A 24,612-nucleotide genomic window follows, 5' to 3' on the forward strand; every position below is an offset into this window, starting at 1 on the left:
ATCATCCAACTTTATTCAATGATTTTGCAATTTTACGAATGATGATTCTTGGAGTGATCCTAACGGATTCTGCCAACAAAAAGTTAATGAATCCTGGAATTTTCACTACACGTTTTGCAAACAAAGCCTTTAAACCGATTTCAACAACATCTTGTGAATTCATTGCCAAAAAAGATGATTTGACTAACTTACTTCCCGACATATTCGCTCTTTCGAAGAATTCTGTTCGTGTGGGACCAGGACAAAGACATGAAACTGTTATTCCGTAATCACTTACTTCTTCAGCAAGTCCTTCGCTTAACGATAGTACGTATGCTTTTGTAGCATAATAATTTGTCATAAGTGGGCCTGGTTGAAAAGCAGCTGTGGATGCTACATTTAAAATAAAACCTTCTTTACTTGTTACCATGTCTTGTAAAAACAAATGGCATAATTCTGCGAGAGTTGTCACATTCAGTTGGATCATTTTAGATTCTTCTGAAAAAGAATTTTTGTGAAATTCGCCATTGAGTCCATAACCAGCATTGTTAATCAGGCAATTGACATTTATTTTTAATTTTTTGACAGCTTTATAAACTTTTTCCGCAGCATTTGGTAGAGATAAATCTTCAGCGATGACAACTCCTTCCACTCCATACTTTTGTTTGAGTTCACTAGCAAGGCTTTTGAGCCTGTCAGCACTCCTTGCTACCAAAATTGGAGTATAACCTTTTTTTGCCAATGAGTGGGCAAAATCTTTTCCGAGTCCTGTCGATGCACCTGTAATTAAAGCATATTTCATAAGGGAAATTTATTTCAATTTCGAAAACTTGGCAATTCTTAAATAATTTGTTTTGGCAATTTTGACTACCTGGTCAATATTCGTATTATGAGCCAACCTCTTACCCATCCGCTTCATACCATCCAAAAAGAAAGAGCCATAATTTTTATTTTAGCTGCACTCCAATTTTTGCACATACTCGATTTTGTTATTATGATGCCACTTGGACCTGTTTTTATGCAGAGTTTCAAAATTGATTCCGCTGCTTTTGGATTACTTGTATCCTCTTATTCAATCAGTGCTGGTGTTTTTGGTTTAGTTGGAGCCTTGTTTTTAGATTCCTTTGATCGTAAAATGAGTTTACTTGTATTATTTTTTGGTTTTTCTTTTGGAACTTTATTATGTGCGGTAGCTCCTAACTATTCATTTTTCCTTTTTGCAAGGATCATTGCAGGAGGATTTGGAGGGATGATTGGAGCAACGGTGTTATCTATCATTGGAGATATCATTCCAGTGTTTAGACGAGGAACTGCAACTGGAGTGGTGATGAGTTCCTTTTCTGTTGCCTCTGTGATTGGAATTCCAATTGGATTATCCTTAGCCAATCAGTATGGATGGCATTTTCCGTTTTTATCTTTAGCAATTGCAGGATTTTTGATTTTGCCGATAGGATACAAGGTATTACCAGCTATCCGATACCATCTAGACTCTGATGAACATCCAAAACAATCTCAGTTTAAGTCACTCAAAGAAGTTCTCCTTAAAAAAGACCATATGGCACCTTTTATTTTTATGGTTTTTCTAATGTTTGGTGGATTTACTATTATCCCTTTTTTAAGTCCATTTTTGGTATCTAATGTTGGTTTGGCGGTAGATGAATTGCCATATATATATTTTTTTGGTGGTTTATTTACTTTTTTTACAAGTCGTCTGATTGGAAAACTTGCTGATCGTTTTGGAAAGTTAAAAGTATATCAAATCATATCAATATTGGCTATTATTCCCATCGTATTAGTTGTTACTTTAACAAAAACTTCTCTGCCTATCGTTCTCGTCATCACAACTGTATTTATGATTTTAGTTTCAGGAAGAATGGTGCCTGCATTTGCGATGGTAACATCTGCTGTTGAACCACGAATTCGTGGGAGTTTTATGTCAGTGAATTCTGCCATTCAACAGATTGCTTCAGGAGCTGCATCTTTCGTCGCAGGATTGATTTTAGTGCAAACATCTGACCAACAGTTTTTGAATTATGAGTTGGTTGGAATGATTTCTGTTTTCAGTTTATTGTTTAGTGTTTACCTGGCAAAAAATATTAAAATTGCAGGTTAGAAAATTAAACGAAACTAGCAAAAGTTAGATTATACTATAATTCTAATTTTCCAGTTTCAAGAAAATCGATGATCATACGTTTTTGAGCAGGTGTGATCATCTTTTTTTCCAAAAGTTGATTTAGTATTTCTTCAGCGGTTCCTATTTCAATACCACTTAATTCAGAGAAAATATATTGAAAGTATTTATCAATTCTGTGGTCAGAAATATAGGATGTGAGTTTGGAACTTGTTTCTAAAATCAAATTTTGACGACGCACCAATTCTTCCATAGTCGATAAAATAATGGATACTTCGGGATCCTCTGCAAATAATTGCATCATATGATCGTAAATTTTGGGAGATTGTAGAGGAAGTTCATAAATTGAATCTCCTAAGGCGGTGTATAACGATTTTTCTTCTTCATAATCCAAACCAGTATATTTATTTAAGTTTGATACCACTTCGGATGGAAGGATAGTCAGAAATTGACAGGCATATTCTGGTTCTTTCAAGTAACGGACAAAATATTGAATCAAATCACAAATTCTTAAATAACTAACAAAAGTCCAATATTTGAAACTTCGAATATCAAACATATGTTTTATCGTCTTTTCTCGTTTTAGAGATTCGCGAAGATTCATATAATTTTCAAAATCAACTTTAAATAAATAACTTAAAGTATGATTGGAAAATGATTCTATGATTTCGCGTACTAAAGTTGGCTCACCTATGTATAAAAAATAAGTGATTAGTTCAAGGTTGTCTTTGTTGGTCCAAAGAAATTTTTCTAAATTTTTTGCAGGAATTTGTGAAAATGCGGAAAAGCCGATTTTGAAAGTTACTTTATCTTGCAAAAATGCTTCTAGTTTGTTTTTGGCTATACAATCTTCGTCTGCGTCTTGTTTAGCGAATGAATGCCTGCAACTTGGAGGGCAGGCTTCATATAGTGATGTTCCTAAAAAGCATTTTGGCATGAATTATTGCATCAACTCTCCACAATCTCTCATTTCAGGAGCATATGGATTTTTTACTTCTTTCCCAGTCATTAACCATGATTTATCAACCATTGGACAATAAAATCGATTGTACTTCAATTGATTTGGTACCTCGGCTTTCATTTGAATCAATATTTCTTGGATTTTGGAAATTTTTTCATAACTAGATTCTAAATCACTCTCATTTGATGGTATGTTGGTTACAATCTGGTCTGCCCAAGATTTTAATTTTGGATGGCCACTTGTACCTAAACTTTGAACTGATTCGGAAAATTCTTTCCAAGCCGGCTTTGGATTTTCTTTCAAATATTCTTCTAGGATTGTTTGGTTTTTCGAAAAAACTGTTTCTACAAGTTTTTCATGGTTTGGAGAGAAGGGAACGACATCTTCTTTGCAGGATTGGGCGAAAATGGCTAAAATGAGGAGTGAAATCCGTAATACTTTCATAATTTGATTCTTTTTTCCTATCTTGGAATTGGAATTCAAATTTTACAGGCGAGTTTGTTGGAAGGAAATTGCTTTTTTCTCGACAAAGCCGCTTTTTCAAGCATGATGACAGAAAAGTTCACGAAGGTGTAATTCCATTATGATTATTGTAGAAGGCATTGGCCACGTCAGTATCCCCGTCTCCCAACTCGACACCTCTATCGATTTTTACCGGGACATTTTTGACTTCGAAGTGGAGACAAAGAAGGCTACTGAGGCAATTCTTTCTCTCGATTCGTTCCGAATTCGTTTGGTGAAAGCAGAGGTTTCAGATCGATCCCTTCCTATCCTTAGTTTTGTGATGGATGTGGATGATTTTACAGAAGCAATCAGCGAATTAGAAGAAAAGAATGTAAAGATTATCAAGGGACCTGAGGGAACCGATTCTGGAGAAAGCCTTACTTTTGCTGATCCAAGTCAAAATTTAATCGAGATTTTTTACTCTAACTAAAACCTGTTGCTTTTTTAATCTTTTATTCGTAACATCCTCTTGGTATGTCGCAAGAGTTTCGAGGGGATGATCACGAGATCCAATTCATTGCTGATTTTAAGAAAGGTTATGTATACTTTCTAAATAATTTCCAAAACATCGTTGGAAGTTTTTTACAATTCCTAAGCACAGGGCTCACCGAAGCAAACAAACGTGAGATCTTACCTTTCCGAAAAACTCTCGACCAAGAACTAGACAAATCACAAAAAAAAATAAAAGAAATCATCTTTAACTTAGATGAAAAACATCTATTTGCTCAAGTAAGGAAAGATTACTCTCGGTATTTTTCACGTCACATGGAAGATACCAATCGCGATGACTTCATTCAGTTCCATTTAATCTTTGAGATGTTGAGATATTTCCTTATCGAAACCAAAGAAGGTTGGGAAAAACTAAAAGCTGCTGTTCAAAGTAACCAATTTGCTGATTTAGAATTTCAAAATAACGGACTACTAAACTATCGAATCCTTCCTGCTCTTGAAAAATTATTTCAATTAGAAATTTTACTCAAACGTATGAGTTTTATATTACAAATTGATAATCCGAATTGTTTAACAGAATTCAAACCTACAAAACCAAAATACCGAGATAAAGGAACTTACCGTCTTTCCTCCGTTTTTGAAGAATCTTTATATGATAAACCAAAAGAATTAGATCCTGAAGATTCTGGAATTGAATACAAAGCTGATGAAGTCATAAACAGTCATCAGGAAAAAGTGAAAGATAATTGGAAGACGATCAAACAAAAAAACAAAACAGAAGGAGAACTCAATTATATCCAAGCATATGGAAAGTATACTTGGAACTCAGACCAACATTATTTTTTTAGATATGAATTGGATAAATATATTGCGGAAAAATCATTATTTAAAAATGCAATTAGTTTAGATTCTCATTTAGGTGCAGACGAACAAGTGTTACGTTCTGAATTAATTCGTTCCATGACAAGTCTTGAAAAAAAAAGTAAGTCAGCTGAAGATTTCGAACTCGAATACCAAACTTTCTTAAAACAGTTTTTTACTTTTTGTGAAAATATCATTCTGATGAATATGATGTTACCCACTCAATTTAAATATGTTTTTTTGTTTCATTTAGGTCCATCTCACTTTTATATGATTGCCAAAAAGTTTCTTATGGAAGTGAACACTGGTTATATCCATGCCAGAGGGAATGATGGTAAAAAAGTGATCCGTGTGATTCCAAGTGAATATGTAAAAAAACATGTAATCGATTATTGGAACGAAGTGATTTTGCCAAATGTAGGTGAAGAAAAAAATAACTTAGCCTTACTTAAAAAAATTACAGAAATGATTGAAGAGAAATATAAAGAAATTTCTAGATTAGTGATCAAAAATTACGACGACCTTGATCCGGAAATCAAAGCATCAAAAACAAGAGAAACAATTTTTAGAGAGTATATGAATGAGTGGATGGGAGCTGCGAATCTCATCGTATTCAAACGATTTGTGAAGAATAAATCCTACTAAAGAACTAAGCTACAGGTTGCAGATTCTGCTGTAACGTAAAACTGCGTTGCAACTCCTGCAGGAAAGGGAATGATGGGGTTGTTCTGAAGTACATAATCGGTAGCTTTGCAAGAACGACTAAACACTCGAACAGTGACTACACTGTCACAACCTATCGTTAAGTTTCGAGTACTTAACAATGTATCTGTTCTATAGGCTTTTGTCTCATTTCCATCATATTCAACAGAAATTCCTTGTCCTTGTTTGAGTTCGATTTCGGGGCCATATGCTTTATTGGTCACTGCATAACAGTCCACAAAGAATTCAGTGCCAGAACAGTTCACTCCCTCTTTCGAATTTGGCAAACAAGATCCACCTGATTTTGAAACCGTTATATAACCTGAATATGTACCATCTGGCACTTTTGTGTAAAGTTCTGTACCAAGATTTAATGTTATGGATGCAAGTGTATCGTTGAAACGAACCACGGGATCAATTCCAAAATTTTCACCTTTGATCACAACTTCCGTCGCACTATACGTTGCATTGGAATTGTTTTGAGCTGGAGTTCCAATTTGAGGGGTCACCGATGAAATGACAGGTGCAGAGGTTAATAAAGCAGCCAACGGATCTTCTGAAGACGACTTCACGCAGGAAAAACTGTTTCCAATCACTAACGAGAATCCGATTGTGTATAAAATCCTTCTCATGGTACCCACTTCCATTATCGGATATTTTTTAGAAGATTCATTTCTATTTTTTACCACACAGGAAATTCTATGAACACTGTCTCCATCCAAACGATCGATACTTATGTAGCATTTATTGAACTGAACAGACCCGAAGCAAAAAATGCAATTTCAGTTCAATTTTTGGAAGAGTTACACCAAGCAATCAAAGTCGTTCAGAAGGAAAAATTTCGTGCTCTTGTCATTATGGGTGTAGGAGATGCGTTTTGTTCTGGTGCTGACTTAAAAGAACGAAAAAACATGTCTGAACCGGAGGTTAAAAAATTTCTTCGCCATATCAATGTTTGTTTTTCTGAATTGGCAAACTTATTTATCCCAACAATTGCCGCCATTAATGGCTTTGCTTTTGGAGGTGGACTGGAATTGGCTTTATCGTGTGATATTCGTTATGCGAGTGAATCTGCTGTCATGGGCCTTACAGAAACAAAATTAGGAATCATTCCAGGAGCTGGTGGTACACAAAGATTATCAAGAATTGTAGGGGAATCAACCGCAATGGAGTGGATTTTTTCTGGAAAAAAATTCTCCAGCGCAGAGGCTCTGAGCCGAGGATTGGTCTCTAAAGTCGTGAATCCCTTGGATTTGAAGGATTCTTCTCTTGCCTTAGCAAGGGAGATTGCGGAATCTGCACCTATAGCTGTTTCTGCATCCAAAAAGGCAATACGGCAAGGAAATTCATTGCCGATGGAATCAGCCTTGCAGTGGGAACAATTATGTTATTCTGAAACGTTAACAACAAACGATAGGTTAGAGGCCTTACAGGCATTTGCAGAAAAAAGAAAACCTATGTTTAAGGGAGAATGAACTTTGATTTTAACTGGTAAAGAAATTTTAAAACGATTAGGTTCTGATATTAAAATTGAACCATATGATGAAAAACTCTTAAACCCAAACTCATATAATTTAAGACTTCACGAGGATTTGTTAGTTTATTCTGAATTTCCTTTGGATATGAAAAAACCAAATCCGGTACAAACTCTAAAGATACCAGAAGAAGGATTGTTATTGGAACCTGGAAAACTTTATTTAGGAAGGACCATCGAGTTTACTGAAACACATAATTTAGTACCAATGTTAGAGGGTAGATCTTCTATTGGAAGGCTTGGAATGTTTGTACATATCACAGCTGGGTTTGGTGACGTTGGTTTTAAAGGATTTTGGACATTAGAAATCCAAGTTACCCATCCATTACGTGTTTACGCTGGAGTCCAAATTTGTCAGATTTTTTATCATACCGTTGAAGGGGAAATCAGCGAATACAAATCAGGGAAGTACCAAGCAAACCAAGGCATCCAACCTTCATTGTTGTATAAAGACTTTGAGAAAAAGTAAAAACTTTTGGTGAAAATCATTTACCTGCCAGCCAATTCGGTCGGCAGGTTTTGTATCATTTCAATTATTTTTTAGTCTTAAAGGTACAATCCCATTTAGGATCATCTAAGTTTAAACCACCGAGTTTCACCCAATTGTTCGTTTTTCCGATAAACGTAATGGAACAGAGTGTTCCTTTTAGATCCAATCGGTTTCCACCTTCTAGAGAAGTGAATTTTCCACAGTATGTTTTTCCATCGCGTGGATTGTAGATACGGCCGTTTTTATAAACACCTTCACCAACATAATCAAAACCAGTGATGAAAACCATACCTAAATTCGGACGAGTTCTTAACTTTGGATCTTCATTATTGTGATCTAAGTAAGGAGTGCCTGGGACACCTTTGTCTTTATCTTTCTCAGGGTAAGCGTTATCTTTGATACAAACTGTTTTTCCACAGTATTTATCCCCACACTTGAAAATTTCGATGACCGAATCTTTCTCTGGTGGAAGGTATCTTCCCAATGCAACATCAGCATTTTGAGCAAATAATGTAGTACTAGATAGAAGTACAACTGCCCATACACTTAATACAATTCTTAAATTCATACAGATCCTTATTCTAAAAAATGGATTCGCTTATTTTGTCAGATTTTCGTATGTATGGCAAGCTGGTTTTTTAAAATTTTATACAATTGAATCTAAGAAAATGCAGAGTGTTCTGAATACAAAAAGAGCCAAAATGTTGAAATTCATTTTAGCTCTTTTCCAATTTCTAAACTTTAAAAAAAAAATTTAGAATCTATGTCTATGGAAAACATAGCTCTAACCTCAATTAATTGAGGCTAGTTGCTTTTTCTAATAATTTAGAAAGTTTGACCACGTTTTTATTGGTTGGATCGATTGACTGTGCCCTTGTGACATAGGTAAGAGCTCTGTCTACATTTCCCAACAATCGACTAACGTCTGCAAGGTTGATTAAGTTTTGGAAATTTTCAGGGTCATATTTTAATGCTTCTTGTGCTGCTTTTAGAGCACGTTCATAATTCCCTAATTTTTTCTCTGACATCGCAAGGTAATACCAATATTCGCCAGAACCTTCGTTCTCTTTTAAAAACTCAGTCAAAACTTTTGCAGCAATATCGTATTCTTTTCCCTTATAACTGACCAGTCCTAAGAATTTATTGAGTTTCTGGTTATAAGGATCGGCGAGAAATGCTTTTTTCATGACGGTAATGGCACGTTCAATTTCACCATTTTGGTAAAGTGCCTTTCCTTCTTCAAAAGCCCCAGCAGTTGTAAGTGCTTCATCCCAATCATCACCTGGTGTATCGAAAAAATCATCTATTGGTTGGTTGGCGATTTCGTCTTTTGGCGGTGTATGATGGATCGGTGATTTTTCACTTTTGAAGACCACACTCAACATAGAGATATCGTCTGTGATATCTCCTGCATTTTTCACTAGTCTTTCGACTTCATAAATATCACCATCAGCTTCTTCTACAAAACGTAAAACCATGGTTTCATCTTCATTGATGGTTCTTACATCTTCATCAGGAGTTAAATCGATATCATCGCGACCATCGGAACCAAGGATGAGTTGGTCCCCTGGTAATAATTGGAAAGACTGCACTTCAAATGCATATTCAGAATCAAGTCCAAGTTTTCTAAGTTTTAATTCACTTTCAATGAAACTTGCTTTGCCATCTCGGTATAAAATACTGTAAGGGTGTTCCGCATTAAAATACCAAACCTTTCCCGTTTCGTCATCAATGAGCATCACGGTAGCAGAAATTACCATCGTTCCACTAAATGATTTGAAGACAGCATTCACTTCTTCGTAAACATCTGTTAGCCATTCTTCCGGTGTACGGTTTAAAATTCGTTTGTTACCAGCGGAACGTGCCATAATGGAATTCATCACAACACCCATAACGAGTGATCCACCAGCACCTTGCATGGATTTACCCATTGCATCCCCATTCATCACCATGGTAAAACGGCGGAAATCATCAGGTTTTCCTAATTTTAAGTTTCCTGTGATACAAATATCACCACCTAAGTCTCCCGTTTTGTTACGGAATTCAAAAGTTTTCTTTTGGTGCACAAAAAAATCACAACGAATGTTCTCCGATTTGTTAGCATTGAAGAACAATGGTTTTGCGAGAAGTGAAGTTAGGAAGTAGTCTCCATCTTGTTGAACTTTTAACCGATGGATCTCATCCATTTTTTCTTGGAGTTCTTTTGTTCTTTCTTTTACTTTTTCTTCCAAGTTTTCTGCATAATCTTGGAGTTCTCTTCTGGCGTCTCGAATGGAAGATACCATTCCGTTAAATGATTCGGCTAAATATCCAATTTCGTCATTAACTTTGATAGGCACTTCAACTTCTAAATTTCCTTGGTTTACCTTTTCTACCCCAGCAAGTAGAGCATAAAGTGGATTCACAAGGGCAGATCGAAAGAACAATGGAAAAATGACTAATAAAACGATCATTACGATTGCAAGGATCACGAGTTCTAATTTAGCCGATTTATGCATGTAATTTCTGTAATCGCGGTAGTTAAAACCTACTTCCAGATTGATTTTCTTTTTTGCATCGTAGGTCATATAAGCCACGTAATGCGAAAGTCCATCCAAATCTTTACGGTAGTGACGAGTTAAATCTGGCTTAAAATAACGGAAAAATTTTAACATTTCCACTTTTAAGTCACGGCCAGAAATTTCTTTTCCATCCCATTTACATTCATTTACGTGTTTGAGGATTGAGTCTCGGAATGTATCAACATTTTTGACTTTTTCGATGTATTTGACACCTTCTTCGCAGAAGTTATCTGGATCGATGTCTACCAATTTATTGGTATTAATGAATGTACGTTTGTTTAATTTTTCAATGAGTTTAGAGACTTCGGTTTTGAGTTCGTTGCCCTCTAGATCTGGATTATCACCTAAAAAATGAGTGATGGCATCTTTGTAACCAGCAAAGTAATATGGTGTTTTTGATAATAAAGAAGTAAGGGAATTTCGGTAATCGGAATCTCCTAAAGAAACAACTTCATTGTAAAGTGCAGTATTGTATAAATCTGCTTGGACGAGTGGAAGGTCCAGGGTAACGTTGGAAGGTAAGTACGCTTTTTTAAGATTTTGTCCATTGGAATCGTATTCAATCATAAAGACGATGTCCTTTGATCTTTCTCCACCTTCCGCTACACGTAAGGCTTTTTGGATGGCGGTATTATCAAAGGAAAGTTCCTTTTCTTGGTCCACCAAATAAGAGAATGCTTGCATGATGAGAAGGATGGTTACAAACGAAATCCCAACAATTTTTACCATAAAAGTGGTACGTTCTGTACTATTGTTGATGAAAGTAATCGTGATGATAAAGAATGAGAATGTGAAAGTTAATACTATTGCTGTCAGATAAGTAGATCTTTCCATTGCTCCATCACGACTCATAACATTAGTTATGTTTGGAACTACCGCGGCAATCAAACCTGCAATCATAATGATTAGGAGGGTGCTACGTTTGTCTTTTTCTACATTTAATAATCTATAACATGGTAATCCGATGAAATTGAAAAAAGAATAACCAGCGATGAATAAACTTAAAATTCGGCTGGCACCCTCTGAATTAAAATCCCAATGGTGAGCCGTAAAATGGTATTTCCTTTCCCCTTGGGAAACACTTACTAGAAACCATAACACAACTACAACTGCAATTACGTAAGAGATTACTTGGATAATGTTTGCAGCTTTATAATCTCTATTGTCGGGGAAACGAAAGAAGTATTGTCCAAAATGGATGATACCAAAAATGATAATTCCACCTGTTATCCAACGATGGTAAGAAGCAATCGGATGGTAGTAAAAGGCACCTAGTAAGTATCCAAGCTGGAAAAGTGCTAAAAATAAACATGCTAAAGCTAAGTGTTTGGTTGCGACAGTTTTGTCTTTTAGTGAAAAGAAAAATGTTGCCAAGACCGCAAGGAGGACAGTGACAATTAAACTACCGAATGTATAATAATTTGTTAGTATGTGGTCAACGGATAATGTGCTTTCCATAGGGTCTTCTAGATGTTAATTTAATACGAAATCGTAACAGGCGGATATGTGAAATCAATTCATTTTCCGCCGTCTCCGAGCAAATCAGGACTGTACTTTTTTGCTCGGAGGAAAGGGGAAATGTCTAACGGGTAACGATGAAACAATCAATTCCGTCGTATTTTAATTTTGATTTGAGGGATTCTGCCTTCGCACGGTCTGAAAAATCACCAACTTGAACTACATATTTGCCATCTCTCGGTGTGACAAAGACTGTTTGGTTGTATTCAGACTTAATGGTCTCTTGGTACTTGATAGCTCGTTCTTTTTCCTGGAAAACACCAACTTGAACAGTGAATCCTTTGCCACTTACCAATGGTTTTGGTGAACCTGGTTTGACAGGGGTGAGTTTTTCTGGTTTTGAAGGAGCATCATCTAAAAGGTCAGAATCATCCAAGTCATCTGCCAATTCATCCTCCCCTTTTTTTAAAACCTTAATCCCAACTTTGGTGACACCTTTGTCTTTAAATTCTAAGATTTCTGCAGTTTTCTCAGATACATCCACTATCCTTTCATCTACAAAGGGTCCTCTATCGTTAATCCGTACCACAGCTTCTTTTTGGTTCTCTAAGTTTTGGATTTTAACGACTGTTCCAATGGGTAATGTTCTATGAGCCCCAGTCATTTTCATTCTGTCAAAAGGTTCACCACTCGCAGTCGGTCTACCTTGGAATTTTTGTCCATACCAAGAAGAAAGACCAACTTCATCAAACTGAGTCGTCGGTTTTTTGGTTGGTAATTCAGCTTGTGGTGAAGTAGTGCTAGGTTTGGACTTTGCATCTAAATCATCCATGATTGACCTTGCAACAGGGTCATTGGAACCAGCTGGTTTGGATTTTTGTGAACGTTCAAAAAATATATCTTCTGGATCACCGGAAGCACTATAATCCCGTCTCGTAGCATCTGCAGTACTGCAGGATACGAACCACAATAGAATGGTAATGAGTATGAGCCTTTGCATATTTTTCCCCTTTCTCTGGACTCTTGTGTGTACCTTTCGGTTGGTTTTTCCATTCTCGTGATAAAATTTCTATGGGGAGAATCGATTCTGAATCGATAATCGCTCTGTATGGCACAGGAAATCCAGACTCTATTCAATGAAGCAGTGCGTTTGGAGCGGAATGGTGAATGGGACCGTGCCGAAACCCAATACAAATCTTTATTAGAAAAAGATCCAAATTACCATCTAGCCTTACAAAACCTAGGTGTCATTTACGCGAAACAAGGCAAACACGCAGATGCGATTCCTCTTTTTTCAAAAGCATACAAATTACATGCGAATGTTAAAAACAGTTACAATCTGGCTGTTTCTCTTTATAAACACAACGAAACTGAAAAAGCGATTAGTTTCTTAAAACAAACTTTATCTTTTGAAAAGAAGTTTATTTCAGCTCATTTATTACTCGCCCAAGCATACCAGAAATTGGGAAACGATGAGAAAACTGAAGTGTATTTGAACAATGTCATCAAAATTGAACCTAACCATAAATCAGCTTTAGGAGGGCTTGCGATGTTTTATTACGAAAGGAATCGTTTTCCAGAAAGTTTAAAAATGATTGAGCGTTATTTGATTTTATATCCAGGTAATGCTCAGTTAAAAATCATCCAATCCGAAATTTTGGCCAAACAAGGGAACTATAAAGCATCTGCAAATTTACTAACAACTATGGTAAAAGAAGATGTTGGGTTCACACATTTTAATGAAAGTTTACAGTCTGCTTGGCAAGAAGAAGACCAAATGGCAAAAGAAAGTTTGGAAAGAATCCAATCTAAAGCCAAAAAGAAATTAAAAGAATTTAAAACGAAATTAGAACTATCAAAAGAAAATCCAGAAGAATTTTCACCCCCTGATCCGCAAGAGGCCTTGGATTTAAGTTTGTTGTATCTTTTCAATGGAAACCCAGAAAAAGCGATGCAGTATTTAGTATTTGCGCAAAAGATGAAGGAAAACGCAGATTCAGACGGTACTTCCTAAATTGAAACCTTCCATTTATTTTTCTTTTGCCATTTTTTTGATTTTTGGATTGGAAAATTGTCGTTATCCAATCGCCAAACAAGATGTACTCGAATCAGATACCTTATTTTTAGAATCTACCGATCCAAAAGCAAAAGAATGTAATGAAGAGGGAATTCGTTTCACAAAGACCATTCAGCTAGATTCTGCAGCTGCCACTTGGGACAATTGTATACTATCAAATCCTAATGACGTATCTTTACACCTTAATCGATTACGGTTTTATTTTCTATTAGATGAATATGAAGTTCTAAAACAGAAGGTAACCAAAGAGTCACCTTCTCGTAGTTCGGTAACTTACCAATCAATTTTAAAAGAATTAGAACTTCGATTACGATTGGAAGAAAAAGTGATCCTTTTGGATGCACTCTCGCGTGTCAAAGGTTGGGAGTTATTTGCTTATGAAGAACTTGCCAATTATTATCTACAAGTGGGAAATTTTCAATTTGCAGAAGGTTATTTTAACCAAATTTTAGAAGTTGTACCGTTTCATGAAAATGCTTTGTATGGAATGGCAGACATTCAAGTCCACAAAGGGAATTGGTATAGTTTACTTGATTATGCAAAATCATTAGAAGTCTCTGCTAAAAAAAACAAAGAATACCATTTTTACTTTTTAAAAGGTAATTATGAATTGGGGCGGTATGAGATCGCACTCAAGTGGGCTGAATCAGCTTCTACAAATGAAAAATCAGATATCAATTTTTTGGAACTTTGGAGAGATACACTTCTAGTTTTAAAAGACAATCCAAAATGGGATACCTTGTTACCTTATTATCGAAAAGCGAAGGAAAAAGGATATTCAGTCCCTGAATCAGTTTTTTTCCCAACCTTATCGAAAGAAGGGAAAGATGTTCGAAAAGCAATTCGTTCTGGAAGAAGTTAAACTAAAAACAATTTTCTATTCATAATCATTGATTTTAAAGGCAAGAATGAATTCATGATTTAGGATTGGATTTATTCATTTTCTTGGCATAAATTCCAAATTTTTTCTGCTTGCCTCAACTTAAGGACGTTATGCGTTCGAATGAATGAAATTTTATTTTTTAACAAATGGAGTTCACATGCGAGGGTTGCAAATTCTCGGTCTTCAACAGGTAAGTTTCCTAATACATTTCCTAAAAAAGATTTTCTGGAAACACTCACCATAAGCTGAGGGAATTCTAATTTTAAGATTTCGAGGTCTTGCAAAACTCGAAAGGAAACCATTGGGTCATCACTTAGAAAAAATCCCATTCCAGGATCATAAAAAATTGCAGACTCCTCGATTCCTAGAGAACATAACTCATTCCTTCTATCTCTGAAGAAAATTTGAATTTTTTTAATTACTTTTTCAGGTGATAATGTAGAATTTACTTTCGCAATATTTTTGTTATGCGAATGCATGATGATAAATTTTAAATCAGGGTATTTTTGGCTATATGGTTTTAAAAAATCGCGGTCACCTACATAGGTAAATCCTGTGATGTCATTAAGGCAACGAACACCAGCTTCAATTGCTTTTTTTTGGACTTCGGGACGGAAGCTATCCAAACTGATTCGAACACCTTTGGGAACAAAGTAACGTATCACTGGTTCCACACGGTTCCATTCTTCCTCTTCTGTGACCAAACTTGCAGCTATATTTGATGATTGCCCTGAAACATCCAACCAATCGGCACCTTCTTGTAAGAGTTGTGTACCTTTTTTAATTGCCTCATCTGGATTTAAATACTTCCCTCCATCACTGAAAGAGTCAGTTGTTATGTTTAGGATTCCGAAGATTTCAGCCATGATTGTGAAGATTCCCTATGTACCTCTCACTTAAAGCCATATTTTTCCCTTGGCAGAAAATTCCGATCAGCCGATACATAGGAGAGACGGCAGATGAAAAAATTCCTTGTTTCCTTACTGATTTCGGTGTTTCCAATCCTCGGCCAACCACTTCCGAAAGTGAAGGACGTAAGGTTTTACCCACCTCTCAATACCCAAAATGTGGAATACAATCCAATTGTATCACCAACTGGCAGGTATTTGGTCTTCCAATCCAACAGACCTGGTGGAGAAGGAGGAATGGACCTTTGGATTTCTGAAAACTTAAGTTTTCCTGACCGAATGAAATTGCCAGTCTGGTCAGCTCCTAAAAATTTCAGAGAATTGAATACAACCAATTTTGAAGGAATGTTTTCGATTCTATTTGATGAAGAGGAAAAACCATACGAATTATACTTCACTTCAGTTCGAGATAAAACACAAAAAGATGTCAAAAAAAACCGAGAAGGTTATGACGGATTAAATATTTATTATACAAAGATCAATCAAAGAACAGGTCTTTGGTCAGTACCCACTCATGTGAATGAAATCAATTCAAATTTTGAAGATAAAATGCCCGCAGTCTCACCTGATGGATGTTCGGTTGTTTTTTCATCCAATCGTCCGGGTGGACTTGGTGGATTTGATTTATGGATTTCAAAACGGGAACCAATTACAAAAGACACAGAAAAAAATCCAGATAAACCAAAAATCAGATGTAGAGATGGTATTTGGCAAAAACCTATTTCACTTGGTCCCGTGATCAACACAAGCGAAGACGAAATCAGTCCCAACTTTCATTGGGATGGGCTTAGATTGTATTTTAGTTCCAACCGTGGCGATAAAAATAGAAAATTCAGTTTTTATTTTAGCGAATTGAACGAAGCCAATGGGCAATTTGAACCCCCTAAATTATTAGGCAATCCATTTAATACCAACCAACCACTGTCAGGCGAATCGACAGGTTTTCCTTTTGATACACCTTCTGATTATTCTACTTATAGCCTTTGGGAAGAAAGTGACAATGAGGGAATATCTGTGACGTATGACGATCTTTGGTTTTACTTTGCATCCAATCGACCTGGTGGTGAAGGTCAATTTGATATTTATCGTACAATGGTTCCAGAGGATTTGAGAAGGACCTATGACTTTGTATTTCGCGGTCTGGTCTTAGATGGATCCGAAGCCATTATGATTGGTTTAGACTCAACCTTAAAAATTTACGATGATACAAAACCAATCCAAGTGATCACATCAAAACGAATCGGTGGGGATCTTTCTTTAGAAGATGCAGAAAACTTTCGTACTACAATTAAAACAGGAAAACTCTACCGAGTGGAAGTCTCTTCACCTGGATTCCATCCAACAGAAATTTTACTCGATCTCCGCGGCAATTTGGGAAAAGACAAAGAACAATATTCACAAATCATTTTGCAGCCAATACGACCTATTAAAGACAACCGTCCTGACAAAACCATTCAAGGGATCCGATTTGTAGTAAAAGATAAAAAAACAGATTTAGTCATACCAAATGCAATTTGTTTTTATTTTGATGATTTGACACGTAAGGGAAAATCTTTATCGGCCACAGATGGTCATTTCGATTTAGACCAAACACCTACGATGGACTTTGAGATCTTAGCTCGTGCCAAAGGGTTTAAAGAAGAAACCTTTTTGTTTTCAAAAGATAAAATCCAAGAGATGTCAGGTAAAGAGACAGTTTTGTACCTTCGAAATATAAAAGACTTTGATGATTTGTACAACACAATTATTTATTTCCCGTTCAACGAACGAACATTGAGCGATGAGGATAAGAAAAAATTGGATCTTTTGGCGGACTTCCTTATCCAACATAAAAATGAAAAAGTTGAAATTGGTGGGCATACCGACAATATAGGGAATAAAGAATACAACATCAATCTAAGTGAAGATCGAGCTCTCTCTGTTTATCAGTATTTGCGTTTGAAAGGTGTACCAAAAGAACGAATGAAAGTGCAAGCTTATCATTATTCGCAACCAATTTCAGACAATGAAACAGAAGAAGGAAGATCTCGCAATAGACGTGTGAATTTTAAGAAGATAGACTAAAATGATCAATCGAGTCAAAATCCATTTCGACCAAGAACGCGAGTATGTTCCTTTAGAAGCCGTCCGTGTTTTGCCTGAATTTTTCAAACAGATGATGGCTGGAAATGGATTGTTTCTCAAAGGTTACGATTCCCCAGTGAAAGTGAAATTTAAAGGGGAACGTCCTGATGGAGCACATATCTGGGAATTGGAAACAATGCCAGAAATGATTGAGACCATTTTTACAATCCAAGCAACTCCAAGCTTTCATGTAGAAATCGATTACGAAATCCAAAATCAAAAAGATAATCTTTTACTTGGAAAGGCAATTGATCGTCGACAAACGTATACGACTCGCCAAGATTCTCGTAATGAAAAAGTAAGAGGGAATGTTGTTGCTTCCAATTTTTTAATTGCAAAAACAAATATCGATTTTTCTAAATTAACTGGCGTTAGTTCGCAAGTCATTCTTTCTGACATACAAAAAACCGTTCTTAGGAACTATCCTCAGTCGAAAGTGGTTTTTATTTCATCTTCAACACATAGTGATGAAATAGATTTAATGAAGGAACATAAAAAACCAATTTTTGTTTTGGATACAGAAACATTCGAATCATACAATTCGGATGAGGTATTTGACCCTAAAAAAACTTTTGAAGATGAGTTTTTACTCGATGATAAAGTAAATGAATATAAGAAGAAAAAAATAGGATCGTATATTTATTATCCGTTATTCATTCAAATGAAAGAAATGCATTTTTTTGCATACCTCTCTTTAGAAACCGAAAGAACAAGAATCCCAAGTGAAGTTTTGGATTTGTTTAAAGAGGTTGAACGTACGTTTCAAGAAAGAATTATGGATTCAAATACCCATATTCTTGATATCAAACAAAACGTTTTGAACGTTTCTCGGGGTGGAGTAGCCTTGGAAATCAGTGATATGGAAATTGTAAAAGCACTGAAAGTGAAACCTTCGTTTACCTTGGACATCAATTTTAAATTACAAGCACCAATTCGGATGGCAGTGGAATTACGCCATTTGGAAGAAGTGAATGATTTTTACCGTTTAGGCGGTAGGATCACTGGTGTGAGCGGAGACAAAAAAGCCAAAGAGATTTACCATAGTCTCATTGATTTTTTTAATTAAACTTCGTGGTTCGATAGGAGCCAACATTGAAAGAACAGAAATTAACTACAGAAAATTATAAAGGAACTCGGGATTTTTATCCTGAGGATATGCGCCTTCGAAATTATCTCTTTTCCGTCATGAAAGACGTGGTAAGGTCTTATGGATACGAAGAGTATGACGGCCCTATGGTCGAATCTTTAGATTTATACCGAGCAAAAACTGGTGAAGAAATCGTAGGGAAACAAATTTATAACTTTATCGATAAAGGTGATCGCGAAGTTGCCATAAGACCAGAAATGACTCCAACTGTTGCAAGAATGGTGGCAAAAAAATTACGTGAGTTACCAAGGCCAATTCGTTGGTTTTCCATTCCTAATTTATGGCGTTATGAACAACCAGGCCATGGACGTCTCAGGGAACATTGGCAATTAAACGTTGATATGTTTGGTGTTGCAACGAGTCGTGCAGAGTTAGAAATTTTGTCCCTTGCCTGTGACATCCTCTTTGCATTTGGTGCTCCTCGAAATAGTTTCAAAGTTACCATTTCTCATAGATCATTACTCGATGAATTTTTGTTAGATGGATTAAAAGTAAGTCCAAACCAAGCACATGAAGTTTCAAAAATTTTGGACAAAAAAAACAAAATAACACAAGAGGAATACATCACTCTAGTTTCCAAAACAATACCAAATGATAGTTCTGCTGTTTCAAAAATTGATTTGTTTTTAAATTCAACAGTAGAGACACTCAATCATATCCCTGGAATCAAAGAAGTAACTTTGAGTGCAATCCAAGGATTGTTTCAAGAGATTAAGATGATTGGTTTAGAAGACATTGTACATTTTGATCCTTCTGTAGTAAGGGGATTCGATTATTATACAGGATTTATTTTCGAAATCTTCGATTCATCTCCACAAAATAAACGTTCCTTGTATGGTGGTGGAAGGTATGATAATCTCATTGGATTATTTTCCAATGAAGAGTTAACAGGGATTGGTTTTGGATTAGGGGATGTAACCTTACAAAACTTTTTAACAGTTCATAATCTATTGCCTAGTTTTAAGAATGATGCAACTGTCTACATTCCTCTGTTAGATGATTCCTCCTTTGCAGAAAATCACAATTTTGCTAAACAATTGCGAAAAGAAAAGATCAATGTTGAAGTTTCGTTACTATCTCAAAAGATGGGAAAACAACTTTCTTATGCGGAAAAAAAAGGATATAGATGGATTTTGCTCCGTGGTGAGGACGAAATCAAGGCTGGTACTGTCACATTGAAAGACATGGCAACTAGAGACCAATTTACATTTAGTTTCTCAGAAGCACTTCAGAAGATAAAAGAAGAGCTTTTGAAATGAATTGGATTAGCAGTGTAGATTTAAAGTTATCCACTTGGATACAAAAACACTTACATCATAAAAACCTTAGTTGGATTTTATCTCGAATCAATCGAGGAGAGATGTTTGCATTGGTTTTATTGCCACTTATGTTTTTAAGTGAAATATACAAACCAGTTTATATTAGTTTGCCATTTGTTTTAGTTTTTACATATATGACTGATCGTTTGGTTTTGGTTTTAAAGAAGTATTTTGCCAGAAAACGTCCACTAGTGAGTGTTATGGGAAAAGTGGATTCAAATCCAGATATGAAACATTCGTTTCCATCTGCTCATAGTGCAAATTCAATTGTTGTTTCAACAATACTTGTTTTCGCATTTCGAGAAACACCCTATTTCTTTTTGTTTAGTTTATTTGCAGGAGTGGGAAGGTTGATCACCTTACACCACTTTGTAAGTGATATTATTGGAGGATGGGTCATAGGTTTTTTGATTGGACTTTTAGCAGTAATAATCCATTTCTTTTTATGGCCTTATTTGGTAACTTTATGAAATACATTGGATACTTTTTATCATTCATCGTAGTTTATTCATTTTATTTTCCCTTTAAGATTTTGCCATACCAATGGTGTCTTTCATATGGGATGTTTTTAACTAATTTAATTTATCAATTTGATAAAAAACATAGAAAAGTCGCCGCAGAAAATATTCGTTTCGCATTTCCTGATTATTCAGAGGATCAGATTTTAAATTTGGTCAAAGCTCATTATCGTCATTTGGGAATTTTACTTGCACACACTCTATGGGCACCTCGTATGACGCGCGCTTGGTTGGATAAATATCTTGTAGTAGATGAATCTAGCTTAAAAATAGAAGAAGATACCAAAAGAGAAGGTGTAGGAGTTATTTTAATTTCCGGACATTTTGGTACATGGGAAATTTTAGTTCAGTTTTTGGGAATCAGAATGAAGGGTGGTGGTATTTATAAAAAAGTAAGAAATCCATTTGTTGATACCTTACTGAAACGGATGCGATCTAAAAATGGAGTTGTTTTAGTTCCTGTTGAAGAATCCACACAAGTCATCAAACTTCTTAAACAAGGGTACTGGATTGGATTTGGTGCAGACCAAAACGCTGGTAAAGCAGGCATTTTTGTTCCATTCATGAATCGACAAGCCTCTACGTTTGTAGGTCCAGCACTCATGGCATATCTCACTGGTGCCAAAATGTTATATTATTCTGTGTTAGCTGGTGAAAATGGTAAAGTAATTGTTAGAGTAAAAGACCTTGGTTTAGTTGATAAAAAGTTATATCCTAAAAAGGATGATGTGATACGTCATTATACAGAACTTTGGACTAAAACTTTAGAGGAAGAGGTAAAGTTATTCCCTGAGCAATACTTTTGGGTACATCGTAGATGGAGAACCCAACCCCAACAGATCGATTCGAACACAAATTCAAACTAGGCAATTAGATTTAGATTTTTAGGAACTGTAGATTTGGATTCATTCGATCCAAATTTAGAAATTGATAAAAGACTATCTTTGAATTGAAGGCAAGAGAACAGGAAAAGGCCAGAAACATTTCTGGCCTTTTTTTGATTACTCTCCTAAAAGAGCGAGTGTTGGTTTGTGTCGGATAGAACCATTTTCAGCTATCATACATGCATTGATGATTTCATCTTCTAAGTTAATATTAAATTGTTTTTCTTTGTTCACAAACAGTTTGAGAAAGTTCACAATGTTCTTTGCATACATTTTACTTGCATCCATTGGTTGTGTACTTTGTAGGTTTGAATTTCCAATGATTGTGATACCTTTGTATACAATGGTTTTATCATTTTCTGTCAATTCACAATTTCCACCGTTTACTGCTGCAAGATCCACAATGACAGAACCTTGTCTCATTTTATCGACCATCTCTTTTGTGATCAGAAGAGGTGCACGTTTTCCAGGAATGAGAGCTGTAGTAATGATTATATCTGCTTTTTCTGCAAACTTTGCAATTGCTTCTTTTTGACGTCTTTGGTAGTCTTCCGATTGTTCTACCGCATAACCACCAGTATTGGATGCATCTGCTGCACCTTCTACTTCCACAAATTTTGCACCAAGTGACATACACTGTTCTTTTACTTCTGGTCGAGTATCAAAAACATCAACAACAGCACCTAAACGACGTGAGGTTGCTATAGCTTGCAAACCTGCAACTCCTGCTCCCAGGATTAATACACGTGCAGGTGTAATTGTACCGGCAGCAGTAGTTAACATTGGAAAAAATCGACTATAGTTAGATGCAGCAAGTAAAACCGCTTTGTAACCAGATACGGTTGCTTGGCTACTGAGTACATCCATAGATTGAGCTCGTGTAATCCTTGGGATTGTATCCATCGAAAAGATTTTGAATGAAGCTGCTGCAATTTCTTTCACTTTTTTAGGGAAAGCCAATGGTGATAATGTAGCGATGTACATTTTATCCTTTCCAATTTTTTTAGCACTCACTTCATCTAATGCATGAATGGAAATTACGATATCGGAGCCAGATAAAATTGAATCTCTCGATTCCACGGTAGCACCAACATCTTTATAGTCTTGGTCTGAGAAAAATGCGCTGTCTCCAGCTGAAGTTTCAATCGCAACACTGAAGCCTAACTTTTTCAATGGATCAATCAGGTCTGGAGTGATTGCAACTCTGTTTTCATACGATGGTTCTTTGATTACGCCTATTTTCATTTTATACTCTTTTGCTAAAATATTCGATGGTTTTTTTTACACCTTCCACGAGTGGAACAGTGGTAGTATAATTCAGTTTTTCTTTCGCCAAACTTAAGTTTGGTTTTCTTCTTGTTGGATCATCTTGCGGAAGTGGTAGGTAAATTATTTTTGATTTACTTCCAGTTTCTTTGATCACTAGTTCTGCTAGTTCTTTGACAGTAAATTCACCGTCGTTGCCTAGATTCACTGGACCCACAAAATTTTCAACGTTCATCATATCAATGATACCTTTTACGAGATCATCTACAAAACAAAAAGACCGAGTTTGGCTTCCATCACCATAAATCGTGATGTCTTCTCCACGTAACGCTTGTACGATAAAATTACTAACAACACGTCCATCATCTGGAATCATTCTTGGGCCATAGGTATTAAAAATGCGAATGACTCGGATTTCAACCCCATGTTGTCTGTGATAATCAAAACACAAAGTTTCTGCCACTCGTTTCCCTTCATCATAACAACTACGAATTCCGATTGTATTCACATTTCCCCAATACGACTCCGTTTGAGGGTGTTCTAGTGGATTGCCATAAACTTCCGAAGTACTTGCTTGTAGGATCCTTGCTTTGACTCGTTTGGCAAGACCCAACATATTCATCATACCTAAAACGTTTGTTTTTACTGTTTTGATGGGGTTACTTTGGTAATGGACAGGCGATGCAGGACATGCCATGTTATAAATTTGATCCACTTCTAATTTGATTGGATCTGTGATGTCGTGACGGATGAGTTCAAAATTTGGATTTGAAAGCAGGTGAGTGAGATTTTCTTTTCTACCAGTGTGAAAATTGTCTAAAACAATGATTTTGTTTCCAGCATTGAGCAGTCTTTCTGCTAAATGAGACCCGATGAACCCAGCTCCCCCCGTTATGAGAATTCTTTTTGCCATTGAGATTCTATATTTGTGAAGTCGGTGTCCTACGCAAATGAAAATTTGCGATATGGACTAACCTTGGTTGTCTTTCGATGGAGGGTCTAAGAAGAAATTTGGAGGCAAAACGATCCCACTTTCTGGATCAACCCCTCGTTTTTCCAACCAAAGTTTGGCTTCGGGTGATAGTTCTCCTGGGAATCGTTCAAATTGTTCCACAGGATCTGGAGAATGGTGGACTTCATCGTGAGAAAGAGAAGTTCGGAGAGACATAAAAATGATCCCAATGCTAAGCAATGACCAAAGTGTTGCGATCAAATATCCCAAAATCAAAACCACTGTTGGAATTTCTTCATTTTGTAAATCTTCAGGTCCAAGGCCTGCCATCCAAAAGGCAAGGATTCCCGCGTCGGTTTCTGCGAGTCGTTCCGCAAAATCAGATAAATCATATAAAGAATACAATGAAATGCTGGTACCTAAAAAAACTAGGGATAGGATCGAAGTAGTTTCGCCTAACATTCCTAAAACTAAAATTCCAACTCCCCAGAAAATACCTGTAAAATAAGCTAGATCACCTAATTTTGAATATAACACGCTGACAGAAATCAAAAACAAACCAAACAAAATCATTGTTTGGCGAGCATGTCGGCCTTGGAATCCCAAACGTAACAAAAATGCTCCAACAATGGATGATCCAATGTATCCTGCAGATACAACTAAGATAAAAGAACCTCGAAAGGATGCAGGAACTGCAATGGTCTCTCCACCCTCATTACCGTGTAGAGCGATTCCTTTCACAACACCACCGCTAAAAAGAGCGGCCGTCGCATGGCAGATTTCGTGAATCAAAACCACAAACTCTTTTAAGTAAGAAGTGAATTGGTGGTCCCAAAACGCGACTAAACTAAGGATGAGCGATAAAAAAATGACAAATTTAACAGGTTTTTCTGCCATCATCGG

At 36.2% G+C, this 24,612-nt stretch carries 23 protein-coding genes; 12 read left to right on the forward strand and 11 right to left on the reverse strand.

The genetic code is table 11. The features are described from left to right. Position 1: 1 nt before the first annotated feature. Positions 2-781 carry an SDR family NAD(P)-dependent oxidoreductase gene (locus DI076_RS14825; protein ID WP_108960533.1) on the reverse strand — a complete coding sequence of 260 codons (780 nt, stop codon included), beginning with the start codon at positions 779-781 and terminating at the stop codon, positions 2-4. An 87-nt stretch (positions 782-868) separates the two neighbouring features. Here DI076_RS14825 and DI076_RS14830 point away from each other — a divergent pair, with 87 nt between their 5' ends. Next, entirely contained in the window at positions 869-2,092 is a 1,224-nt protein-coding gene (locus DI076_RS14830; protein WP_108960534.1) for an MFS transporter, read from the forward strand. A gap of 34 nt (positions 2,093-2,126) precedes the next feature. On the opposite strand, the gene DI076_RS14835 is transcribed toward DI076_RS14830, so the two are convergent. Beyond that, positions 2,127-3,047: a hypothetical protein gene (locus DI076_RS14835; RefSeq protein WP_108960535.1), complete on the reverse strand. Its 921-nt coding sequence runs from the start codon at positions 3,045-3,047 to the stop codon at positions 2,127-2,129. Between the two features lie 3 nt (positions 3,048-3,050). Then, positions 3,051-3,515, reverse strand: a complete 465-nt coding sequence (locus DI076_RS14840; protein WP_245918451.1) for a hypothetical protein — start codon at positions 3,513-3,515, stop codon at positions 3,051-3,053. A 139-nt stretch (positions 3,516-3,654) separates the two neighbouring features. On the opposite strand from DI076_RS14840, the gene DI076_RS14845 reads away from it, so the two are divergent. Further along, a complete protein-coding gene (locus tag DI076_RS14845) occupies positions 3,655-4,005 on the forward strand; it encodes a VOC family protein (RefSeq protein ID WP_012390172.1) in 351 nt (116 codons plus the stop codon). Between the two features lie 44 nt (positions 4,006-4,049). After that, the gene (locus tag DI076_RS14850) at positions 4,050-5,531 is read left to right on the forward strand and encodes a hypothetical protein (protein WP_108960537.1); all 1,482 of its coding nucleotides are present in this window, start codon (positions 4,050-4,052) and stop codon (positions 5,529-5,531) included. Here DI076_RS14850 and DI076_RS14855 read toward each other — a convergent pair. Next, positions 5,528-6,220 carry an LIC10067 family putative lipoprotein gene (locus tag DI076_RS14855; RefSeq protein WP_108960538.1) on the reverse strand — a complete coding sequence of 231 codons (693 nt, stop codon included), beginning with the start codon at positions 6,218-6,220 and terminating at the stop codon, positions 5,528-5,530. The two genes, DI076_RS14850 and DI076_RS14855, sit on opposite strands and share 4 nt — an antisense overlap. 69 nt (positions 6,221-6,289) lie before the next feature. On the opposite strand from DI076_RS14855, the gene DI076_RS14860 reads away from it, so the two are divergent. Together DI076_RS14860 and dcd are read left to right on the forward strand one after the other, a co-directional pair. After that, a complete protein-coding gene (locus DI076_RS14860; protein ID WP_108960539.1) occupies positions 6,290-7,063 on the forward strand; it encodes an enoyl-CoA hydratase-related protein in 774 nt (257 codons plus the stop codon). A 3-nt stretch (positions 7,064-7,066) separates the two neighbouring features. Next, entirely contained in the window at positions 7,067-7,591 is a 525-nt protein-coding gene (gene dcd / locus DI076_RS14865) for a dCTP deaminase (protein ID WP_108960540.1), read from the forward strand. Between the two features lie 64 nt (positions 7,592-7,655). On the opposite strand, the gene DI076_RS14870 is transcribed toward dcd, so the two are convergent. The 3 genes from DI076_RS14870 to mpl36 form a co-directional block, all read right to left on the reverse strand. Then, positions 7,656-8,180: a DUF2147 domain-containing protein gene (locus tag DI076_RS14870; protein ID WP_108960541.1), complete on the reverse strand. Its 525-nt coding sequence runs from the start codon at positions 8,178-8,180 to the stop codon at positions 7,656-7,658. A gap of 226 nt (positions 8,181-8,406) precedes the next feature. Continuing rightward, the gene (locus DI076_RS14875) at positions 8,407-11,631 is read right to left on the reverse strand and encodes a SpoIIE family protein phosphatase (protein WP_108960542.1); all 3,225 of its coding nucleotides are present in this window, start codon (positions 11,629-11,631) and stop codon (positions 8,407-8,409) included. A gap of 124 nt (positions 11,632-11,755) precedes the next feature. After that, positions 11,756-12,631, reverse strand: a complete 876-nt coding sequence (gene mpl36 / locus DI076_RS14880; protein WP_108960543.1) for an RlpA family plasminogen-binding lipoprotein MPL36 — start codon at positions 12,629-12,631, stop codon at positions 11,756-11,758. 108 nt (positions 12,632-12,739) lie between these two features. Here mpl36 and DI076_RS14885 point away from each other — a divergent pair, with 108 nt between their 5' ends. After that, entirely contained in the window at positions 12,740-13,645 is a 906-nt protein-coding gene (locus DI076_RS14885; RefSeq protein ID WP_108960544.1) for a tetratricopeptide repeat protein, read from the forward strand. 1 nt (position 13,646) lies between these two features. Then, entirely contained in the window at positions 13,647-14,570 is a 924-nt protein-coding gene (locus tag DI076_RS14890) for a tetratricopeptide repeat protein (RefSeq protein WP_108960545.1), read from the forward strand. 71 nt (positions 14,571-14,641) lie between these two features. Here DI076_RS14890 and folP read toward each other — a convergent pair whose 3' ends face one another. After that, positions 14,642-15,457 carry a dihydropteroate synthase gene (gene folP, locus DI076_RS14895; RefSeq protein ID WP_108960546.1) on the reverse strand — a complete coding sequence of 272 codons (816 nt, stop codon included), beginning with the start codon at positions 15,455-15,457 and terminating at the stop codon, positions 14,642-14,644. 93 nt (positions 15,458-15,550) lie between these two features. Between folP and DI076_RS14900 the strand changes: the two genes are divergently transcribed. Genes DI076_RS14900 through DI076_RS14920 form a run of 5 tightly spaced genes read left to right on the forward strand, consistent with a single transcriptional unit; the run spans position 15,551 to position 21,473 of the window. Continuing rightward, positions 15,551-17,563, forward strand: a complete 2,013-nt coding sequence (locus DI076_RS14900; RefSeq protein ID WP_108960547.1) for an OmpA family protein — start codon at positions 15,551-15,553, stop codon at positions 17,561-17,563. A gap of 1 nt (position 17,564) precedes the next feature. Beyond that, positions 17,565-18,689, forward strand: a complete 1,125-nt coding sequence (locus tag DI076_RS14905; RefSeq protein ID WP_108960548.1) for a DUF1577 domain-containing protein — start codon at positions 17,565-17,567, stop codon at positions 18,687-18,689. A 26-nt stretch (positions 18,690-18,715) separates the two neighbouring features. Then, positions 18,716-20,029: a histidine--tRNA ligase gene (gene hisS, locus DI076_RS14910; protein ID WP_108960549.1), complete on the forward strand. Its 1,314-nt coding sequence runs from the start codon at positions 18,716-18,718 to the stop codon at positions 20,027-20,029. Further along, positions 20,026-20,559, forward strand: a complete 534-nt coding sequence (locus DI076_RS14915) for a phosphatase PAP2 family protein (RefSeq protein ID WP_108960550.1) — start codon at positions 20,026-20,028, stop codon at positions 20,557-20,559. The genes hisS and DI076_RS14915 overlap by 4 nt, the downstream gene beginning before the upstream one ends. Beyond that, positions 20,556-21,473, forward strand: a complete 918-nt coding sequence (locus tag DI076_RS14920) for a lysophospholipid acyltransferase family protein (protein WP_108960551.1) — start codon at positions 20,556-20,558, stop codon at positions 21,471-21,473. The genes DI076_RS14915 and DI076_RS14920 overlap by 4 nt, the downstream gene beginning before the upstream one ends. Positions 21,474-21,608: 135 nt before the next feature. On the opposite strand, the gene DI076_RS14925 is transcribed toward DI076_RS14920, so the two are convergent. Genes DI076_RS14925 through DI076_RS14935 form a run of 3 tightly spaced genes read right to left on the reverse strand, consistent with a single transcriptional unit; the run spans position 21,609 to position 24,609 of the window. Further along, positions 21,609-22,736, reverse strand: a complete 1,128-nt coding sequence (locus tag DI076_RS14925) for a Re/Si-specific NAD(P)(+) transhydrogenase subunit alpha (RefSeq protein WP_108960552.1) — start codon at positions 22,734-22,736, stop codon at positions 21,609-21,611. 1 nt (position 22,737) lies between these two features. After that, entirely contained in the window at positions 22,738-23,670 is a 933-nt protein-coding gene (locus DI076_RS14930) for a UDP-glucuronic acid decarboxylase family protein (RefSeq protein WP_108960553.1), read from the reverse strand. A 57-nt stretch (positions 23,671-23,727) separates the two neighbouring features. Further along, positions 23,728-24,609, reverse strand: a complete 882-nt coding sequence (locus DI076_RS14935; protein ID WP_108960554.1) for a M50 family metallopeptidase — start codon at positions 24,607-24,609, stop codon at positions 23,728-23,730. Between the last annotated feature and the right edge of the window lie 3 nt (positions 24,610-24,612).

The organism is Leptospira ellinghausenii (assembly GCF_003114815.1).
GTDB classification, from domain to species: Bacteria; Spirochaetota; Leptospiria; order Leptospirales; family Leptospiraceae; genus Leptospira_A; species Leptospira_A ellinghausenii.

What these genes read in the sequence shown, in the direction of transcription:
- DI076_RS14875 (WP_108960542.1), bottom strand. Translation starts at nt 11,631, where the DNA reads ATGGAAAGCACATTATCCGTTGACCACATACTAACAAATTATTATACA.
- mpl36 (WP_108960543.1), bottom strand. Translation starts at nt 12,631, where the DNA reads ATGCAAAGGCTCATACTCATTACCATTCTATTGTGGTTCGTATCCTGC.
- DI076_RS14905 (WP_108960548.1), top strand. Translation starts at nt 17,565, where the DNA reads ATGATCAATCGAGTCAAAATCCATTTCGACCAAGAACGCGAGTATGTT.
- DI076_RS14830 (WP_108960534.1), top strand. Translation starts at nt 869, where the DNA reads ATGAGCCAACCTCTTACCCATCCGCTTCATACCATCCAAAAAGAAAGA.
- DI076_RS14900 (WP_108960547.1), top strand. Translation starts at nt 15,551, where the DNA reads ATGAAAAAATTCCTTGTTTCCTTACTGATTTCGGTGTTTCCAATCCTC.
- DI076_RS14825 (WP_108960533.1), bottom strand. Translation starts at nt 781, where the DNA reads ATGAAATATGCTTTAATTACAGGTGCATCGACAGGACTCGGAAAAGAT.
- DI076_RS14860 (WP_108960539.1), top strand. Translation starts at nt 6,290, where the DNA reads ATGAACACTGTCTCCATCCAAACGATCGATACTTATGTAGCATTTATT.
- DI076_RS14930 (WP_108960553.1), bottom strand. Translation starts at nt 23,670, where the DNA reads ATGGCAAAAAGAATTCTCATAACGGGGGGAGCTGGGTTCATCGGGTCT.
- DI076_RS14845 (WP_012390172.1), top strand. Translation starts at nt 3,655, where the DNA reads ATGATTATTGTAGAAGGCATTGGCCACGTCAGTATCCCCGTCTCCCAA.
- DI076_RS14925 (WP_108960552.1), bottom strand. Translation starts at nt 22,736, where the DNA reads ATGAAAATAGGCGTAATCAAAGAACCATCGTATGAAAACAGAGTTGCA.
- DI076_RS14920 (WP_108960551.1), top strand. Translation starts at nt 20,556, where the DNA reads ATGAAATACATTGGATACTTTTTATCATTCATCGTAGTTTATTCATTT.
- DI076_RS14935 (WP_108960554.1), bottom strand. Translation starts at nt 24,609, where the DNA reads ATGATGGCAGAAAAACCTGTTAAATTTGTCATTTTTTTATCGCTCATC.
- DI076_RS14870 (WP_108960541.1), bottom strand. Translation starts at nt 8,180, where the DNA reads ATGAATTTAAGAATTGTATTAAGTGTATGGGCAGTTGTACTTCTATCT.
- DI076_RS14855 (WP_108960538.1), bottom strand. Translation starts at nt 6,220, where the DNA reads ATGAGAAGGATTTTATACACAATCGGATTCTCGTTAGTGATTGGAAAC.
- folP (WP_108960546.1), bottom strand. Translation starts at nt 15,457, where the DNA reads ATGGCTGAAATCTTCGGAATCCTAAACATAACAACTGACTCTTTCAGT.
- DI076_RS14835 (WP_108960535.1), bottom strand. Translation starts at nt 3,047, where the DNA reads ATGCCAAAATGCTTTTTAGGAACATCACTATATGAAGCCTGCCCTCCA.
- DI076_RS14850 (WP_108960537.1), top strand. Translation starts at nt 4,050, where the DNA reads ATGTCGCAAGAGTTTCGAGGGGATGATCACGAGATCCAATTCATTGCT.
- DI076_RS14885 (WP_108960544.1), top strand. Translation starts at nt 12,740, where the DNA reads ATGGCACAGGAAATCCAGACTCTATTCAATGAAGCAGTGCGTTTGGAG.
- DI076_RS14915 (WP_108960550.1), top strand. Translation starts at nt 20,026, where the DNA reads ATGAATTGGATTAGCAGTGTAGATTTAAAGTTATCCACTTGGATACAA.
- DI076_RS14840 (WP_245918451.1), bottom strand. Translation starts at nt 3,515, where the DNA reads ATGAAAGTATTACGGATTTCACTCCTCATTTTAGCCATTTTCGCCCAA.